Source organism: Actinoplanes solisilvae (genome assembly GCF_003999975.1).
In the GTDB taxonomy this organism is placed as follows: Bacteria; Actinomycetota; Actinomycetes; order Mycobacteriales; family Micromonosporaceae; genus Actinoplanes; species Actinoplanes solisilvae.
The window spans coordinates 237450-256738 of sequence record NZ_RJAC01000009.1; the positions used below are offsets into that span (position 1 = coordinate 237450).

Sequence of the window (19289 nt, forward strand, 5' to 3'; positions counted from 1 at the left end):
CGTGAGCGGTCGCCCTTCACCCGTCCGGGTGAGATGCTGGCGGGGCGACCGGTCGCATTTGGAGGGAGCCCCGCCCATGCCCCCGAAACTCCCCGTCTGCGTCGAGTAGGCGCGTCATGCCCGGCGACCAGCGGTGGCGAAAAACGCGTCTCATCGCCTCCGCCGTGGCCGCCGTCTGCATGCTCGTGCTGCTGCCGATCTCGACAAACATCGCCACCGGCGGGAACGTCCCCGACTTCCTGCGCCAGGGATGGGTGAGCTGGACCGCGGTCGCGGTATTCGGCGTCATCGCGGTAGCCACGTACGTTCCTCAGGCTCAGCCGGCGCCGCAGCCTTTGCCGCCTGATTTCTATCGGATGGTCGATCCCTCGGCCGGCGCCGGCTCAGAGGAGGACGACGATGCCGAGCCGTCACCGGAGGACAGCTTCCGGCCGCTCTACAGCGCACCGGTGCTGATCGACAGCCTGCCACCGGTCGTCCGCGGCCGGAACGACCTGCTGGCAGTCCTGACGCGACAGTGGCGGCAGGGCGGTCTCGTCGTGCTCGCCGGTCCCGGCGGCATGGGCAAGTCCACCCTCGCTCGCGAACTCGTGCGGAGGTCCGAGGGCGAGGCCCCGGCCTGGGAGGTATCGGCGGCTACCGCGGGCGGATTCGTCGACGGCCTGCGAGCGGTCGCCGCCAACCTGACGGCCGACCGGAACGAGAGCGCCGCGGTCGGCGCGGGCCTGCCGGAGAGCCCAGACCACCTGTGGCGGCTGCTGGGCGACGCTCCGGCCGGTTGGCTGCTGATCGTCGACAACGCCGACGACCTCGAACATCTCGGCCGCCCCGGACGGACCGGCGGCCGCGAGCCGGAACCGGTGCGCAACTCGACCGGCTGGATCCGTGGCAGCGGACCCGGTCTCGTCCTGGTCACCAGCCGGCACCGGGACAAGGACCGCTGGCCGCCGGACGCGACGGTGATCCGGGTCGACCAGCTCGACGAGGACGGCGCCGCGGACCTCCTGCTCGACCTCGCGCCGCGGGCCGGCAGCCGGCGGGCGGCCAAGAACCTGGCCCATCGGCTCGGCCTGCTGCCGCTGGCATTACGGCTGGCCGGGCTCTATCTGGCCAGCCCCTACACCGATCACACGAGCTTCGACGCCTACCGGGCCGCGCTCGACGCCGACCCGGGTTTCCTGCGGGCGATCGAGCTGAGCCGGGACGATCCCGAACGCCTCGACCGTACGGTGCTGATGAAGACCTGGGAACTCTCCCTGAACGCGCTCGCCCAGCGGGGGATGCCGCAGGCCCGGCCGACGCTGCGACTGCTGAGCTGCTTCGCTCCCGGTCTGCCGGTGCCGCTCGCACTGCTCCGCGACCGGCTCGAGGGCTTCCTGGGCGCCTGTGTGGAAGGCGTCGAACCACCGGCGCTGCGCCCGATCCTCGAAGGACTTGACAACCTCGGGCTGGTCAGCTCGACGGCCGGGTCGACCGAGGGCGGACTCACCGGTCCCGGCGTACGGGTGCACGCGGTCGTGGCCGACACCAGCCGCCTGCACCTGACGGAGGAGCCGTTCGAGAAGCTGATCCGTACGACGGCGGTCGGCCTGATCGCGACCGAGCTCGACGGACTGACAGCCGACCGGCCGTCCGCCTGGGCGAAGTTCCGGCTGCTCACACCGCATCTGCAGGCCCTGCTGCTCAACTCGGCGCCGCGGTTGCCCGACCCGGCCCTGACGACGCTGGCCGGCACCACCAGCAGCGTGGCCGGGGCGTACGGATACATGGGCCGGGCCGAGCTCGGCATCATGCTGCTCACCTGGCTGTTGAAAGCCCGCCGCACGTGGACCGGCCCGGTCGCGGAGACGCGCCTGGGAGCCCGGCAGCATCTCGCCAACCTGCTCGACCCGGCGGCGGCCGAACGGATCTGGCGAGAGATCCTGACCATCCGGCTGGGCCACTGGCCGGCCGACAGCCCGCTCGTGCTGGCCGCCCGGCACAACATCCTCGAGGTCCGCAGCCGGCGTCTGCCGTGGAGCGAGGTTCAGCCCTCGTTCCAGGCTCTGCTCGAGGCCGAGGAAGTGAGTTTGGGCCCGGACTTCCGGGTGACGCTGGCGACCCGCCAGGTCATCGCCGTCCGGGTCGGAGCGGCCGGCGACTGGCCGGCGGCCGAAGATCTGCTCCGTCGTCTGGCGGCCGACGCGGTCGAGGCCTACGGCGGAAACGACCTGGTCGCGCTGGTGGCCCGCCGTAACTATCACACGCTGCTGAGGCACCGGAAACGTCTGGCCGAGGCGGACGGCGACGATCGCCGGCTGCACGACGACCTGCGCAAGACGCTCGGCGCCGATCACATCCTGTCCGGCCGCCATTTCGGCGCCGACGACTTCGTCGTCCTGTCCGTGATCAGCTCGCCCTACCTGAACAACGAGCTGGCCGCCATGACCTTGAGGAAGGTAATCGCCATGGCCGAGACCAATCCCAAGGCGGCGCTCGAAGCCTTCGACGCTCTGATCAAGCGTTTCGGCGACGACACCACGCCCGGCATCGTCGAGACCGTCGCCGACGGCATGTTCCAGAAAGCCCTCCTGCTCGGGAAGAACGACAAGGTTCGAGATTCGGTCGCCGTGTACGACGAACTCATCGGCCGCTACGACGGCAAGGACTCGCCCGTGCTCCGGGTGCTCGTCGCGCACTCGTTCAACAACAAGGCGATCTCCGCCGCCTGGGACCCCGATCAGAGCGTGGACGCCGCGGAACAGGCCTCGATCCGTTATCAGCGGCTCGGCGCGGAGGACCCGGACAACTTCTCGGAACTCGCGGCCAAGGCGCCACGCCTGGCCGAGCAGATCCGCGCCTCGGCGCCGGCGGCGATGCTGGACTTCGCGAAGCAGGCGGCACGGCTGGAGCAATGGGACGAGGCGCTCGAGGTTCTGGACAGGTTCATCACCCGGTACGGCGAGGAGGAGTCACCGAAGCTGCGACAGCTCGTCGCCCAGGCCATGCTGCTGAGAGCGACAATCCTGGGCCGCTCCGAGAACGGCGACGGGCCCGCGTGATGTGACGTCAGTGCCGTGACCCGTCGTGGCCTTGCAGCAGGGCGAGGGTGGTGTGATGGTCGCCCGCGGCGGCCCACTCGGCCGCTGTACGGCCCTGGCCGTCGTCCTCGCGCCGTTGCCGGTCGGCCCCGGCCACGAGCAGCTCACGCACGGCGTCGAGGTGCCCCCAGCACGCGGCCGCGCACAGGGGCAGGCCCTCGTCCCCCGAGCCGCTCTCCGCGTCGGGGTCGGCGCCGGCCGCGAGCAGCCGCCGCACGTTGTCGGCTCGGCCCTGGACGCTCGCCCGGTACAGCGGGGTGGTCCCGTCGGGGTCCGGCCGTCCCGGATCCGCGCCGGCCACCAGCCACCGCTCGACCTGCTGAACGTCGCCCCAACCGGCCGCCTCGGTCAGCCGCCGCTGCAACTTCTTACGCCGCCGCCTATTCACGTCCCCCATTGTTGTCCCCCGCCCTCCCACAGATCATCATGTCCGCCGTGACTTCGACGATCATTGAAGGGCCGTGCCCGACGTGCGGCACGGTGCTGACCAGCGCCCCGGAGCAGGCTCCGTGGTGCGCCGGGTGCGAGTGGAACCTCGACCACTTCCCGGACGAGCCTGGATACAGCTGGTTCTGGAACAAGATCGCGGCCGCGGACCGACGGGCCGGGTTCCGGTCGGACCGGTTGCTCGCCGAATCGACGGACGCTGAGCCGGTCGGGCGCACCGGCTTTCGCTTCCTGCTGGCGGTGTCGGCCGTACTCATGGCGGTCGTGGTCGCGGGGGTGGCCGGAGGGCTGTGGCTGATCATCGCGGGCGGTTCGTTCTGGTCGGTCGTGTCGGGGCTGGTGCTGCTGGCACTCGCGGCGGTGCTCCGTCCACGCTTCAATCGATTGAAGCCGCTGCTCGAGAACAGCTATCGGGTGGAGCGGACAGACGCGCCCACCGTGTACGCGCTGATCGACCGCATCGCCGAGCGGGTGGACGCTCCCCGTCCGGACATCGTGCTGTTCGACTTCGGCTGGAACGCCGGCGTCCTGACGGTCGGACCGCGACCGCAGCGGGTGCTGATCGTCGGCGTGCGACTGCTGCTCGCCCTGCGGCCGCAGGAGGTGGTTGCGCTGCTCGGCCACGAACTGGGCCACCTGAAGTACTCCGACACCCGCCGCCTGATGCTGACCATGCCCGCCCGGACCGCCGGCAGCGAGGCGGCGCTGTACCTGGCCGACGTCCTGGCCATGCTGCCCGAACTCAGCGAGTACGTGCAGCACCACGTGCCCAAGGGCGAGGCGGCCATGCGCTGGCGCCGCATGCTCAGGACGGTGCAGGAACGCGAATCGGCGGGCGCTCCGGCACGGCGCCAGCTTTCCATCCGTACGGGGGCCTCGCTCTTCGCCTCTCATCCGGCACCCGGACGACGCCATCAGTGGCTGGCCGCGCGTCCCGCCCAGTCAGCGTCGGTATTCGTCACCGAGGGCGAGGCCGAAACCCTCGAGCAGGAGATCAAGCCATACGCCGAGGCGCTGCACCGCACCATGCTGAAAGCGATCGTGCACGACTGAGAAGTTCACCGCCGCCACGAACCCGGTGAGGCCGTGGCGGCGGGGAACCCGCGATCAGTTGATCAGGCCGTGCGGGTCGATCACGTACTTCTTGGCCGCGCCCTGGTCGAAGTCCTGGTAACCCTGCGGGGCCTGGGACAGCGGGATGGCCTGGGCGTTCACGTTCTTCGCGATCTGCACACGGTCGTGCAGGATCGCCATCATGAGCTGGCGGTTGTACTTCATCACGGGGCACTGGCCGGTGACGAACGAGTGCGACTTGGCCCAGCCGAGGCCCAGGCGCAGCGACAGCGAGCCGACCTTGGCCGCCTCGTCGACGCCGCCCGGGTCGCCGGTGACGTAGAGGCCGGGTACGCCGATCGCGCCGCCCGCCCGGGTCAACTCCATCAGCGAGTTGAGCACCGTGGCCGGCATCTCGGTCTGCGCGTCCTGGCCGTGGCCGCGGGCCTCGAAACCGACCGCGTCGACGGCCGAGTCGACCAGCGGCTGACCGATCGACGGCGCGTCGTGGCCGAGGATCTGCTGCACCTGTTCGGCCGGGTCGCCGTCGGCCACGTTGACCGTCTCGCAGCCGAAGCTGCGGGCCTGCGCGAGCCGCTCCTCATTGAGGTCACCGACGATCACGACCGCCGCGCCGAGCAGCCAGGCTGAGCTGGCCGCAGCCAGGCCCACCGGGCCGGCACCCGCGATGTAAACGGTCGACCCGGTGGTGACGCCCGCGCTGACACAGCCGTGGTAGCCGGTCGGGAAGATGTCGGCGAGCATCGCGAGGTCGAGGGCCTTTTCGAGCGCCTGGTCGCGGTCGGGGAATCGGAGCAGGTTCCAGTCCGCGTACGGGACCAGCACGTACTCGGCCTGGCCGCCGACCCAGCCGCCCATGTCGACGTAACCGTACGCCGAACCGGGCCGATCGGGGTTGACGTTCAGGCAGACGCCGGTCTTGCCCTCCTTGCAGTTGCGGCAGCGGCCGCAGGCGATGTTGAACGGCACCGAACAGATGTCGCCGACCTTGATGTATTCGACGTCCGACCCGACGTCGATCACCTCGCCGGTGATCTCGTGACCGAGCACGAGACCTTCGGGCGCTGTGGTGCGGCCGCGAACCATGTGCTGGTCGCTGCCGCAGATGTTGGTGGCGACCGTTCTGAGGATCGCCCCGTGCGGAGTCCGGCGGCCGACGTTCTCCTTGTTGACGCCGGGTCCGTCCTTCATCTCGTACGTGGGGTAGTCGATATCGCGGACCTCGACCTTGCCGGGGCCCTGGTAGACCACCGCGCGATTGGCTGGCATCGTTGCCTCCCATCGTTGTTGCGATGGCGGCGAAAAGTGACCGTGGTCACGCCGCCATGAACGCCATGCTTCCCCACGACAGCCGAGACAAACCGTTAATTGTCCCGAGAACCGTCGATTACGACATCTGGGTCCGGCGGGCTCCGGCCCCGCTGAGGTTCCGGCGAAGACCACCGGCGGACTTCCTGACCTGGGCGGCAGATCTCCTGGCCGGGGAGCAGACCGGTTTCGAATGCAGAGCGGCACGCCGCCGATCCGCCGGCGGTGGCTACCGGAGCCCGGAAACCCGCCGGGCGAACGGCCGGGCCACGTCACGGAGCGCGGGAGGCGGCCGTGCGGGCGAAAGAGCGGCCGGGTGACGGAACGGTCGACCGCGGCTGGCATTCGTCGCCGACTGATCAAGATCTGTAAAGGTTTTCAGATGGCGATACCCGGCATTACAAAGATCATGGTCTATGTGTTGACACCTGCTTGAAACGGATTTCACACTGGCTCGCACATAAGAAATGCAAGTTTGTCGATGCTGGGCGGGAGCAGCGGGCGGCGATGACGGGTCCGTCGCGCCAGGCTCGGGGGTGTTGCTCACGCGGCTGCAGGGACGCGGGTGCGCGCCGCCGCCGCTGGTGGCGACGGGACGCGTGTGGTCGTAGGTGATAGCGGGACGTCGAGTGACCGGGAGGCCGGGGTGGCGGTGACTATCAGGGATGTGGCCCGCATGGCCGGCGTCTCGGTCGCCACTGTCACCCGGGCGCTGTCCACCCCTGAGGTTGTGCGGCCGACCACGCGGGAGCGGGTTCGCGAGGTCGCGTCCAGCCTCGGATATCACCCCAACCGGGCTGCGCGAGGGCTGATCACCGGGCGTACGGGCAACATCGGGTTGCTCGTTCCCGACCTGGCCAATCCGTTCTTCCCGAGCATCGTGAAGGGCGTGCAGGCGCGCGCCCTCGAAGCCGACCACGCCGTCTTCCTCGCCGACACCGACGAGGACCCGGACGCCGAGGCCGGCCTGGTGCGCAAGCTCGCCAAGCAGGTCGACGGGCTGGTGCTGTGTTCGCCGCGGATGGCCGAACAGGAGTTGCGCGCGGTTGCTCGTGAGGTTCCGATGGTGCTGGTCTATCGACGGATCGCGGGCGTCCCCTCGGTCACGGCCGAGTTCCTCGACGGCATGCGGCAGGCGCTGAGCCATCTCGTCGCTCTCGGGCACCGGCGCATCGCGTACGTCGCCGGGCCGCGCTCGAGCTGGGCCAACCGGGAACGGGTGCGTTCGTTGCGCACCGTCGCCAAGCAGGCCGGCGTCGAACTGGTCGAGCTGGGCAGTGTCACCCCGCAGTTCCAGGGTGGCGTCTCGGTCGCCGACCGGGTGCTGGCCGCCGCCGTGACCGCCGTCATCGCGTACAACGATCTGGTCGCCCTGGGTCTGCTCCACCGGTTCGCGGCGCGCGGGGTCGCGGTGCCGGACGACATCAGCGTGCTCGGTTTCGACGACATCCCGCTCGCCGCGATGGTGCATCCCGCGCTGACCACCGTCGCCCTCCCCCAGGGCCAGGCCGGTCAGGCCGGTGTCGACCTGCTGCTCGACCTGCTGAACAAGCGAGACCGGGCGGTCCGGCGTGAACTGCCCACCCAACTGATGGTGCGGGGCTCCACCGGTTCCGCCCGCTGAGAAGGGTCGCGATATGAGAAAAGCGGCAACGAGAAAAGTGGTTCTGGCAGCCGTCCTGCTGCTCGCCGCGGGCGCAGGTGCCTGCGGAGCTCCCGAAGGTCCGAAAACTCCGACCGACACCGGACCCGTACCCGCCAAGCCCGGCAAGGCCATAACCCTCAACGTCCTCGACGTGGCCGGAAACCTGCAGCTCACGCAGGGGATGATCGACGACTTCGTGGCGAAGAACAAGGATCAGGTCGAGCGGGTCACCTATTCCAAGGCCACCGCGCCCGAGCTGGTCGGCAAGATCAAGGCGCAGCAGAACGCGAACCGCGTCGACATCGACCTGGTGCTGACCGGCGTCGACGGGCTGGCGGCCGGCGTCGACCAGAGCCTGTGGACAGCCGTCGACAAGTCGCGTCTGACCGGGATGAGCGATTACCTGCCCGGCGCGGCCGAGATGCAGAAGCTGGCCGGCGACTTCGGCGTGACGATCACGTATTACCCGTCCGGTCCGCTGATCGAATACCTGCCCGTTAAGGTGCCCAGCCCGCCTAAGTCCGCCGAGGAGTTGCTGGCGTACGCGAAAGCCAACCCGGGCGCCGTGCAATATGCCCGGCCGTCCAACTCGGGGCCGGGGCGTACGTTCCTGATGGGGCTGCCCTACCTGCTCGGCGACTCCGACCCGAAGGACCCGGTCAACGGCTGGGCGAAGACGTGGGCCTACCTGGCCGAGCTGAACAAGTACGTGACGCTTTATCCGTCGAGCACGTCGGAGACGATGAAGAACCTCGCCAACGGCTCCGCGAAGATCATCGCCAGCACGACCGGGTGGGACATCAACCCGCGCGTGCTCGGCACCGTGCCCAAGGAGGCGCAGGTCGGCACGCTGCAGGGGTTCCACTGGGTGACCGACGCGCACTACGCCGTCATCCCGCGTGGCGTCCCCGCCGACAAGCAGGCCGCCGTCCTCAACCTGCTCGCCCACATGCTCACCCCCGAGCAACAGGCCAAGGCGTACGACAAGGGGTACTTCTACCCCGGCCCGGCGATCAAGGACGTGCCGTTGAGCATGGCGCCCTCGGACAGTCAGCAGGCGCTCGCCGAGTTCGGCCGGCCCGAGTACGAGAAGCTCATCGCCGACAACCCCCTCGAGGTGCCGCTGGACGCGAAATCGCTGGTGGCCGCGTTCGACCGATGGGACCGCGAGATCGGCGGCGCGAAGGTGAAGAAGTGACCGCGTTCCAGGAGCTGCGCCTCGACGGGGTGGGCCGTCGTTTCGGCGGCCGGGACGCGCTGTCGGGGCTGAGCCTGACGATCCGGCAGGGCGAGTTCATCGCCCTGCTGGGCCCGTCCGGCTGCGGCAAGTCGACCGCGCTGAACTGCCTGGCTGGGCTGCTGCCGCTGTCGGAGGGCAGCATCTGGCAGGACGGTGCCCGCCTCGACACGCTGCCGCCGGAGCGCCGCGGCTTCGGCATGGTGTTCCAGAACTACGCACTGTTCCCCCATCTGTCCGTCCGCAAGAACATCTCGTTCGGCCTGCAGATGCAGCGCGTGCCGCGTGACGAAGTGAAGCGCCGCACCGACGAGGCGATCCGGCTCGTCCGGCTCGAGGACCACGCGGGCAAACTGCCCGGCCAGCTCTCCGGCGGGCAGCAGCAGCGCGTCGCGATCGCCCGTGCCGTCGTGCTGGAGCCGTCGCTGGTTCTGATGGACGAACCACTGTCGAACCTGGATGCCAAGTTGCGCTTGGAGATGCGTACGGAGATAAGGCGGTTGCACCAGACTCTTGGCCTCACCACCGTCTATGTAACCCACGACCAGGAGGAGGCTCTGTCGCTCGCCGACCGCCTGGTCGTGCTGCGTGACGGCCGTGTCGAGCAGACCGGCACCCCGCAGGAGCTGCACGAGCGGCCCGCGAACCGGCACGTCGCCGACTTCATGGGCTACCGCAACCTGCTGCCGATGCGGGTGAAGGCGGTGCACGGAAGCACGGTGGCCGTCGACGGCTCGGGCATGACGCTGGAGGGCACGCCGGTGGGAAAGTTCGCCGCGGGCGACGAGGTGGTGGCCGGCATCCGTCCGGAGGACCTGCACATCGGGGTGCACGGAGTACCAGTCACCGTTGAGGTCGTCGAGTATCAGGGGCGCGAACTGGCCGTCGAGGCGCGGACGGCGGACGGCGTCGCCCTGCACATCATGGCGGGCGAGCGGCCCGCATCGGGAGACAGCATCACGGTGTCGGCCGATCCCGCGCGGGTGCTGGTCTTCCCCGGGGGTGTGGCGTGACCCGCACGGCGCTGCGGCACCGGTTGGCCGAGCGCGGCGTCGACCGGCAACTGTGGCTGCTCGTACCCGGCCTGGCCTGTGTGCTGGCCCTGTTCGTCTACCCCTTCGCGTACGGGATCGGCCTGTCCTTCCAACCGTCGGAGGGCGGGTTCCTCGGCGCCTACCGCACGTTCTTCGCGGACGCCTACCAGCGGGACACGATCGCGACGACGCTCGGGCTCGCGTTGCCGGCGGCGATTCTCAACGTGGCCGCGTCAGTGCCGATCGCGTATCGGATGCGCGGGCGGTTCCGGGGCAAGCGGCTGCTCACGACGGTGCTGGTCGTGCCGATCACGCTGGGCACGGTGCTAACCGCCGAGGGCCTGCTCAACTATCTGGGCCCGGCGGGCTGGTTCAACCGCGCACTCATGTCGATCGGGCTGATCGACGACCCGATCCGGCTGACCAACAACTACTGGGGTGTCTTCTTCTCGCTGGTCATCACGGGGTTCCCGTTCGCGTTCCTGCTGATCCTGTCCTACCTGTCGGGCATCGACCCGACCCTGGAACGGGCCGCCGCGACGCTGGGCGCCGGCTGGTGGCAGCGTTTCCAGCGGATCACTTTGCCGCTGCTCGCGCCCGGGCTGGCGACCACGTTCTGCCTGACCTTCGTGCTGGCGTTCAGCGTGTTCCCGTCGGCCGTGCTGGTCGGCGACCCGGCCGGCGAGACCCGGGTCATCTCGATCGCGGCCTACCACGCGGCGTACGAGGTCTACGACTATCCGCTCGGCAGCGCGATCGCGGTCGTGATGGGCGTGGTCGAGCTGGCCGTCGTCGCGATCGTGCTGGGCCTGCGGTCCCTGCTCTACACCGGCTCCACGGGAGGCAAAGGGTGACGACGACGTTGGATCGCCCGGCACCGGCTCGCCGCAAGATCGTCGCCTCGCCGGCCTCATGGATCGTCTGGGGCGCGGTCGTGTTCTTCCTCGTCAACCTGGCCGGGGTCATCGGCTCGGTGGTGGTCAACTCGATCGGCACGCGCTGGTTCGACACCTGGTTGCCCGAGAGCTTCACGACCCGCTGGTACGCCTCCGCGTGGACCGAGTTCGGCCTGTTCGACGTACTCGTGGTGACCCTGGAAGTGGCGATCCTCGTCGTCGGCATCTCGGTGCTCGTCGGCGTCCCGGCCTCGTACGTGCTGGCTCGTCGCTCCTTCCCCGGGCGCCGCCTGGTCTATCTGCTGTTCCTGCTCCCGATCCTCATGCCGCCCATCACGTACGGGATCCCGCTGGCCACGGTGCTCTACAAGTACGGCTTCGCGGGGCATCTCGCCGGGGTCGTGCTGGCCAACCTCGTGCCCTCGATCCCGTTCGTGATCCTGACGATGACGCCGTTCATCGAGCAGATCGACCCCGCCGTCGAACGCGCCGCCCGCATGTGTGGCGCGAACACCCGGCAGGTCTTCGTACGCATCCTCGCGCCCCTGCTCGTGCCCGGCATCCTCGCCGCGTCGATCCTCGTGCTGGTGCGCACGGTCGGCATGTTCGAGCTGACCTTCCTGACCGCCGGGCCCGACTCGCAAACGCTGGTCGTGGCGCTGTATTACTCGATGTCGGCGGCGGGGATCCGGGCGCAGCAGTCGGTCGACGCGATGGCCGTGCTCTACACGTCGTCGATGCTGGTGCTGCTGGTCATCGCGCTGCGCTTCGTGAACCCGACGCAGCTCGTGGCCCGGGTCAAGGAGGACCCGACGTGAAGATCGTCGACGCCCGCGTGATCGTGACGTGCCCCGGGCGCAACTTCGTGACGTTGAAGCTGGTCACCGACGACGGGGTGACGGGGGTCGGGGACGCTACGCTCAACGGGCGCGAGCTGGCGGTCGAGGCCTATCTGCGTGAACATGTCGTGCCCGCGTTGATCGGACGTGATCCGGCGCGCATCGAGGACACGTGGCAATACCTCTACAAGGGAGCGTATTGGCGGCGCGGACCGGTGACGATGACGGCGATCGCCGCTGTGGACACGGCGCTGTGGGACATCAAAGGCAAATATGCCGGGCTGCCGGTCTATCAACTGCTCGGCGGGCGGTCCCGGGACGGAGTTACGGCGTACGGTCACGCATATGCTGCTTCGCTCGACGAGGTTCCGGCTGCGGTTGCGTCGCTCGTCGCGCAGAACTATCGCGCTGTGCGGGTGCAGTGCGGCATTCCGGGGCTTTCGAAGACGTACGGGGTGTCGGCGTCGGGCGGCTCCTACGAGCCGGCCGATTCCGCGGTGCCGTCCGTCGAGAGCTGGTCCACTTCGCGCTATCTGGCCTTCGTGCCGACGGTCTTCGAGCGCGTGCGTTCCGAGTTCGGGCCGGATCTGCAGCTGTTGCACGACGTCCACCACCGGCTCACCCCGATCGAGGCGGCTCGGTTGGGGCGCAGCCTGGAGCCGTACGCCCTGACGTGGCTCGAAGATCCGGTGCCGGCCGAACTGCAGGACGGCTACCGGCTGATCCGCTCGCACACGACGACCCCGCTCGCCGTCGGTGAGGTGTTCAACTCGATCTGGGACTGCGCGGACCTGATCCAGTCGCAGCTGATCGACTACGTACGCTGCTCGGTCGTCCACGCCGGTGGCATCACCCACCTGCGGCGCATCTTCGACCTGGCCGCGCTTCATCATGTGCGCAGCGGCTCGCACGGGGCGACCGACCTCTCGCCGATCTGCATGGCCGCGGCGCTGCATCTCGACCTGGCCATCCCGAACTTCGGCTTGCAGGAACACATGCCCCACACCGCTGAGACCGACCGCGTCTTCCCGCACGGCTACCACTTCGCCGACGGCCTGCTGCACCCGTCGGAGGAGCCCGGGCTCGGCGTCGACATCGACGAGGAACTGGCGGCCCGATACCCGTACCGGCCGGCGTCGCTGCCGGTCAACCGCCTCGAGGACGGGACGCTTCACAGCTGGTGAAACCTGTCGGTGGTGGCCGCTATCGTGCTTCGCATGTCATCGCTTCTCGCTGCCATCGCCTCTCACGCCGAGACGGCCGACTACCTGTGCTGGCCGGGGGATTTCGAGCTCGACCGCAAAGACCATGTCGAAGAGGTGCACCTGGCGTCGGGCGCTCTGCTGGAGGGCTTCGCGGGCGACGGTTCCGGCGGCACGTTCTTCTTCTGCGGCCCCGGCGGCGAGGAACGCCCGGTCCTCTACGCCGACTCCGAGGGCGGCGCGGCCCTGGTCGCCTTCGGCCTGGAACAGCTGCTGCAGCTCATTATGGTCGCGCCCTGGTGGACGAGCTACTACGACTTCAGCGAGCGGGAACGCTCCGAACTGGCCGCTGAATATCGCGCGGACATACCAGACCTCGACGAACGCCGCGACCGGGCCGCCGCCGCGCTCGGCCTCGAGCTCCCCACCGAGGCCGAGGTCGTGACCCGGCTGCGCGCCGCGACGGCCGAGGTCGGCGACGACTACACGCTGGTCTTCACCCCGGAGGGCAACGTGTACGAACGACTCTTCACCGCCTGACCGCGTCGCCCTTCACCGGCGCACGTCGTTCCCCGGCGGCCACGCCGCGCAGGACCCCGGTCAGAGATCCGTTCCGGTGCTCTCCGTTCGGGTTCTTTCCGTGCCGCGACTGCGTGGCGCCACGCTGACCAACCGGGGAGAGGACGCATCGAGCTCTTGAAATTCGTCTAAGTAGGACCGTTTGTCGATTGCGGAACGAGCACATCCGTGATCTTGACTTTGTTTCTGGGCGGTGACAACGTTGTCACGTTCAAGTCATGATCGACACGAGGAGTGACGTGCTCAGTCGATTCACCCTGCGACGGAGTCTTGCCGTCGTTGCCGGGGCGGCCGTGACAAGCGGTCTCGTCCTGGCTGCAACAGCGCCGGCCCAGGCGCATCCCGAAAACTCCACGGTGGTCTCCGGCAACGCCCGCTTCCAGGTGCTGTCGCCGACGCTGATCCGCACGGAGTACGCCAACGACCGCCATTTCGTGGATGCGTCGACGTTCAACGTGATCGGCCGCGAAGACTTCGGGCCCGCGCGTTTCACGAAGCGTACGGCCAAGGGCTGGCTCACGATCGACACCGGCGCGGTCACGCTGCGCTACAAAGTCGGGTCGGGCCCGTTCACCGCGGACAACCTCGACGTCAAGCTACGCAACGGCCGTCAGACGGTCACCGCCGCCCCGTGGGCCGGGCACTACCCGCCCGACTGCGCCGCCGGCGTGCTCTGTGAGGCCGAGGCCCTCGACCTGCGCGGACCGGGCCTGGCCACCGACCACCGCGACTTCACCGGCCGGGGTTTCGCCGCGGGCTTCGCGAACACCGGCGACGGCCTGGTCTTCACCGCCACGAGCGGGGGCACTTTCGAGCTGGCCCTCCGCTATGCGAACAGCACCGGCGGGGACGGGCAGAACACCACCCGTACGCTCTCGGTCGTCGCCGACGGCAAGACCAGCACCCTGTCGTTGCCGCCCACGACCAACTGGGACACCTGGGGCGTCGCCCGCGTGCCGGTGACGCTCAGCGCCGGCCGTCACGAGGTCAGCGTCGTGCGCACCGCGACCGACTCTGGCAACGTGAACGTCGACAGCCTGGCGCTCGTGCAGCCCGGTGCCGCCTATCCGGCTCCGACGCCGCCCGCGCCGCAGCCGTGCGCCTTCGACACCGTGTGCGAGGCCGACCAGGGCACGCTGTCCGGCGGCGCGACCAGCGCTTCCGACCACAACGGCGCCTCGGGTGCCGGCTTCCTGGCCCGGCTCGAGCGCACCGGCGCGGGTGCCGCGATCACCGTGACGGACGTGCCCGCGCGGGGGACGTACGCCGTGCAGTTGCGCTATGCCAACGGCAAGGCGGGCGCGCAGCCGCTACGGTCGCGCACGATCACCGTCAACGGGAAGACCGCCACGCTGGAGCCCACGAGTGGCTGGGACTACTGGCGTACGGTCGCTGTGCCGGTGTCTCTCGACAAGGGCGTCAACACGGTGGCCCTCGGGTGCCCGACCGATGACAGCTGCAACGTCAACGTGGACACGATCGCGGTCGCCCCGGCCAACGCTCCGATGCTCGCCCCGCACGCCGCTCTCGGCGGATATCGGCGCGGCCTCGACGGCGTGAACGGCGCGGCGCTGACCGAGCCGGGCCTGCTCTACCAGGACGGTTGGTCGCTGCTCGACGACACCGCGTCCGGCGCCAGCACCCAGGACGGCTACGTCTTCGCGTACGGCCAGGACTACACCCACGCCCTGAACGAGCTGGCCACGCTGACCGGCCCGACGAAGCTGCTGCCGAAGTGGGCGTACGGCGTCTGGTATTCGGAGTACTACGACCGCAAGGACACCGAGTTCCAGGCCATCGTGAACCGTTTCCGCAGCGAGGGCGTCCCGCTGGACGTGCTCGTGGTGGACACCGACTTCAAGTCGACCGACAAGTGGAACGGCTGGGGCATCGACCCGACCCGCATCGCCGACCCGAAGGCCTTCTTCGCGTGGGCTCGCCAGCAGGGCCTGCACACGAGCCTGAACATCCACCCGAGCATCCGCGGCGACGACCCGGCCTTCGCGCAGGCGCAGGCCACCGCCAAGGGCAAATTGCAGCGTACGGGTTGCAACAGCGGCCCGGACTGCTACACGTTTGACTGGGGCGACCCGAACCAGCTCAAGGCGTACTTCGACCTGCACTCGCAGATGGGCGCGCAACCAGACTTCTGGTGGCTCGACTGGTGCTGTGACGCGTCACGCTCGACGAAGGCGCAGGTCACGCCGGACGCGTGGATCAACCAGCAGTACGCCGACCGGGATGGCTTCGCGTTCTCCCGGGCATACGGTGGCTTGCAGGCCGGCGGCTACAGCAGCCCGACCGCCGTGCCGACCGGGCCGTGGGCCGACAAGCGCACCACGCTGCACTTCACCGGTGACACGGTCTCGACCTGGGAGACGTTGCAGGCGCAGGTCGGCTACACGCCCGGCGAGTCGGCGGCGACCGGTCTCGCGGCGGTCAGCCACGACATCGGCGGCCACACCGGCGGCCTGTCGACCGAGAAGGGCGCCGAGCCGGACAGCACCAAGCTGCCCGACGACCTGTACGCCCGCTGGGTGCAGCTCGGCACGTTCCAGCCGATCGACCGGCTGCACTCGAACCACAGCGACCGGCTGCCCTGGCAGTACGGTCCGGAGGCGAACGCGTCGGCCAAGAAGTTCCTGAACCTGCGCGAGAAGCTGCTGCCCTACACGTACGCCGCCGCGGCCGAGGCGACCCGCACGGGCACGCCGATCACGCGGCCGCTCTACCTGGCCTATCCGGGCGAGCAGGAGGCGTACGCTACCGCGGGTTCGCAGTACATGTACGGCCCTGACCTGCTGGTCGCCCCCGTGACGACCCCCGGCCCGACCGCCACCACGACGGTCTGGTTCCCGCCCGGCAACACGTGGACCGACTACTTCACCGGTCACGTCTATCAGGGCGGCACCACCCAGCAGATCACGACGACGCTGGACACGATGCCGGTCTTCGTCCGCTCGGGCGGGGTCGTCATCACCCACACCGCCGACATCAGCAAGGACACCGCGCTGACCGACGCCACGGCAACGATCTACGCCGGCGCGAACGGCAACGCGTCCCTGACCGACGGCACCTCGGTGACCTACCGCACCCACCGCGTGAAGATCGCCGACAAGGCCCACCGGTCCTGGACCATCAAGATCACCAACACCACCAAGCCCCACACCGTACGAGTTGACGGCCGCCCCACCTCGAAGTGGACCTACACGGCCGGCACCCTGACGGTCTCGGCCCGTGGCCCGGCAACGGTCACGTTCTGACCACCGCAACCGCCGCGCCCGCCACCCGCCTCACGGCCGGTGGCGGGCGCGGCGTCTTTGCGCCCGGCGCTCGACCGGTTGCCCGGTGGCCACGCGCCCGGCAAACGAGATTCTGCCGACATAGTTGACTGCCCTGCCGCGGGCTACAGTCCCAGTCAGTTCGACTTTGACAGAGAAGCGGGCCGCGCGTCACAGCGCGGTGACAGGCGGTAACTCGAACGCCTTGGAGGGAAGCGGCAGTTGACCGACGGCACACAGAACGACTCGGGCTCGCCCGGCCGATCGCCGATCCGCCAGGACAGGTCCGGACGGTCGATCAGCGAGATTCTGGCCGAGCTCCAGGCCGGCGAGTTCATGCTCGGCAAGCTTGTCGCCCCGATGCCGATCTTCGTGCAACGCCTGATGCGGCGCGGCCGGTTCTGGAGGGAACCGTCGGCACGGGCGGCAGTGCTCGGCCGCTGGCTGCCGGGGCGAAGCACCGATCGAAGGGGCCTCGAAGCCGAGCGCAATGCCCTGCTGCGGCTGGGGGAACTCGCCGTCGACGCGCCGATACAGGAGCTGTTCGACGCCATGGCCGAGGAGCTCGGCCGCATCGTCGACACCGAGACAGGCCTGGCCCGGCAGGCCGTGGCGAGTGTCTGGCAGTTCCACCCGGACAAAGAGGCGACGTTGGTCGCCGGCTCGGGCGGCCGCTTCGACTGGAGTGCCCTGCTCGGAACCCGGTGGCCGCTGGACGGTGACAGCGCCAACGCCCGGGTGTACCGGACCGGAAGACCGGCCCGCCTGGAGGGCGGCATCCCGCTCACCGGATCGATCTCCCGCCTGTTGAACACCATTGAGGCGACGTCGTCGCTGTCCGTGCCGATCACCGTGCACGGCGAACTGTGGGGTTCGGCCGTGGTGGTCGCCGACTGGGCCGAGCCCCTGCCGGCAAACACCGAGTCGCAGGTCGCGCAGTTCGCCGCGCTGGCCTCCACGGCGATCTCCAGCGCGCAACGGCGCGAGCAGGTGGGGCGGCTGGTCGACGAGCACGCCGCCATGCGCCGGGTCGCCGTGCTGGTGGCCAACGGCGCCCAACCCGAGCAGGTCTGGAAGACCGTCGCGGCGGAACTGGGCGAGCTCTGCGGCGCCTACCATACGAGCCTGTCCCAGTACGACGCCTCAGGTTCCGCGAACGTCGTCGCCGTGTGGTCGAAGAACGGTGCCGCCATCGAGGCTCCTCGAACCCGGTGGCCGGTGACCGGCGACACACTGTCGAGCCGGATGGCCGCCACCGGCGCGGTCGCCCGCATCGACTGGTCCGAGGTCGAGGGCGAGGTCGGCCGATACATCCGCGAGCAGACGACCCTCGGCACGTCGATCATGGCGCCGGTGTACGCCCAGGGAGAGCTGTGGGGCGGGCTGACCGCGCACTCGCCCCGAGGCACCGCTCTCGCCGAAGACACCGACCGGCGTCTCACCGCCTTCGCGGAACTGGTCGGCACCTCCCTGGCCCACGCCACCGCCCGCGCGGAGGTACGGCGTCTCGCCGACGAACAAGCCAGCATTCGCCGCATCGCCACCAAGGTCGCGCGGCAAGCGGCCCTGGACGAGATCTGCCAGACGGTCACCGAGGAGCTCGCCGAGCTGTTCGACATCGAGGACGTCCGGCTCTTCCGCTTCGATCCCGGCGACCGGATGACCGTGCTCGGCAGCCACGGCATACTCGCCGGCCGCTACCCCGTCGGATCCACCCACAGCGTCACCGGTGACGTCACCGTCGCCCGGGTGCACCGCGAACACCGGATCATCCGCCTCGACGACCCGACGATCACCGGCGACGCCCACCTGAAATGCGTCATCGCCACACCCGTACGACTCGGCGACCGCCTGTGGGGCGCTCTCATCGCGGGGTCGGTGCAACCCGGGCCGATCCCTGAGCGGGCCCTGCCACCGCTTTCCGACGCCGTCGACCTCGTCGCCACCGCCGTGCGCAAGGCCGAGGCGGACGAACATGTGCGCGCCTCCCGACAGCGCATCGTCACCGCCACCGACCAGGCCCGCCGCACCTTCGAACGCAACCTGCACGACGGCGCACAGCAACGCCTCGTCGCCCTGACCCTCGAGCTTCGTACCCTCACCGACGTCGACGGCCCCGACCGCGGTGCCGTCGCCGACGAGCTCGATGCCATCCTCACCGACCTGCGCGAACTCTCCCGCGGACTTCACCCCGTCGCGCTGTCCCAGGGCGGACTCCTGCCTGCCCTGCGGCTGCTCGTCCGCCGGTGCCCCACGCCGGTGCGGCTGTCCACCCCGCCCACCTGGACCGGCGCCGACGAGGAGGCCGAGACCGCCTGCTACTACGTGGCGGCCGAAGCCCTCACCAACATCGCCAAACACGCCCGCGCCACCGAGGCCGACGTCGCGCTCGAACTCGACGACAGCGGCATCACGATCACCGTCAGCGACAACGGCATCGGGGGCGTCTCCCCGGCCCAGGGCACCGGGCTCCTCGGCATAGCCGACCGGGTGGAGGCCTTCGGCGGCCACCTGTCCGTCACCAGCCCGCGCGGCTCGGGAACCACGTTGACCGCCCACCTGCCGGCCCGGCGATCGTCCCCGAGCCACGAGGAGACTCACGCGGCGAGTTCCTGAACCGCGCCGACCTGGCCGCCGCCGCCGATCTGTGGCGCGCGTTCAGGCCGT

At 69.5% G+C, this 19289-nt stretch carries 13 protein-coding genes; 11 read left to right on the top strand and 2 right to left on the bottom strand.

The annotated features are described in order from the left end of the window. Window positions 1–116: 116 nt before the first annotated feature. Window positions 117–3041 carry an ATP-binding protein gene (locus tag EER30_RS23815; RefSeq protein ID WP_127502722.1) on the top strand — a complete coding sequence of 975 codons (2925 nt, stop codon included), beginning with the start codon at window positions 117–119 and terminating at the stop codon, window positions 3039–3041. Between the two features lie 7 nt (window positions 3042–3048). On the opposite strand, the gene EER30_RS23820 is transcribed toward EER30_RS23815, so the two are convergent. Next, window positions 3049–3468 carry an ankyrin repeat domain-containing protein gene (locus tag EER30_RS23820; protein WP_127502723.1) on the bottom strand — a complete coding sequence of 140 codons (420 nt, stop codon included), beginning with the start codon at window positions 3466–3468 and terminating at the stop codon, window positions 3049–3051. 47 nt (window positions 3469–3515) lie between these two features. Here EER30_RS23820 and EER30_RS23825 point away from each other — a divergent pair, with 47 nt between their 5' ends. Continuing rightward, window positions 3516–4580, top strand: coding sequence for a M48 family metallopeptidase (locus EER30_RS23825; protein ID WP_127502724.1), 1065 nt, complete (start codon window positions 3516–3518; stop codon window positions 4578–4580). A gap of 54 nt (window positions 4581–4634) precedes the next feature. Here EER30_RS23825 and fdhA read toward each other — a convergent pair whose 3' ends face one another. Then, window positions 4635–5870, bottom strand: a complete 1236-nt coding sequence (fdhA, locus tag EER30_RS23830) for a formaldehyde dehydrogenase, glutathione-independent (protein WP_127502725.1) — start codon at window positions 5868–5870, stop codon at window positions 4635–4637. 691 nt (window positions 5871–6561) lie between these two features. Here fdhA and EER30_RS23835 point away from each other — a divergent pair. From EER30_RS23835 to EER30_RS23875, 9 genes are all read left to right on the top strand, one after another. Further along, entirely contained in the window at window positions 6562–7533 is a 972-nt protein-coding gene (locus EER30_RS23835; protein ID WP_240670264.1) for a LacI family DNA-binding transcriptional regulator, read from the top strand. 37 nt (window positions 7534–7570) lie between these two features. Beyond that, window positions 7571–8752, top strand: a complete 1182-nt coding sequence (locus tag EER30_RS23840; protein WP_240670265.1) for an ABC transporter substrate-binding protein — start codon at window positions 7571–7573, stop codon at window positions 8750–8752. Next, window positions 8749–9804 (top strand): ABC transporter ATP-binding protein, encoded by a 1056-nt coding sequence (locus tag EER30_RS23845; RefSeq protein WP_127502728.1) that lies wholly within the window; start codon window positions 8749–8751, stop codon window positions 9802–9804. The genes EER30_RS23840 and EER30_RS23845 overlap by 4 nt, the downstream gene beginning before the upstream one ends. Then, window positions 9801–10679, top strand: coding sequence for an ABC transporter permease (locus EER30_RS23850; RefSeq protein ID WP_127502729.1), 879 nt, complete (start codon window positions 9801–9803; stop codon window positions 10677–10679). Before EER30_RS23845 ends, EER30_RS23850 begins: the two co-directional genes overlap by 4 nt. Then, window positions 10676–11539 carry an ABC transporter permease gene (locus EER30_RS23855; protein WP_127502730.1) on the top strand — a complete coding sequence of 288 codons (864 nt, stop codon included), beginning with the start codon at window positions 10676–10678 and terminating at the stop codon, window positions 11537–11539. Before EER30_RS23850 ends, EER30_RS23855 begins: the two co-directional genes overlap by 4 nt. Further along, entirely contained in the window at window positions 11536–12744 is a 1209-nt protein-coding gene (gene manD, locus EER30_RS23860) for a D-mannonate dehydratase ManD (protein ID WP_127502731.1), read from the top strand. Before EER30_RS23855 ends, manD begins: the two co-directional genes overlap by 4 nt. 33 nt (window positions 12745–12777) lie before the next feature. Continuing rightward, the gene (locus EER30_RS23865; RefSeq protein WP_127502732.1) at window positions 12778–13302 is read left to right on the top strand and encodes a hypothetical protein; all 525 of its coding nucleotides are present in this window, start codon (window positions 12778–12780) and stop codon (window positions 13300–13302) included. A gap of 257 nt (window positions 13303–13559) precedes the next feature. After that, window positions 13560–16604 (top strand): TIM-barrel domain-containing protein, encoded by a 3045-nt coding sequence (locus EER30_RS23870; protein ID WP_127502733.1) that lies wholly within the window; start codon window positions 13560–13562, stop codon window positions 16602–16604. Window positions 16605–16844: 240 nt separating this feature from the next. Continuing rightward, complete coding sequence (locus EER30_RS23875) at window positions 16845–19238, top strand: GAF domain-containing protein (RefSeq protein ID WP_127502734.1); 2394 nt, start codon at window positions 16845–16847, stop codon at window positions 19236–19238. Window positions 19239–19289: the final 51 nt, after the last annotated feature.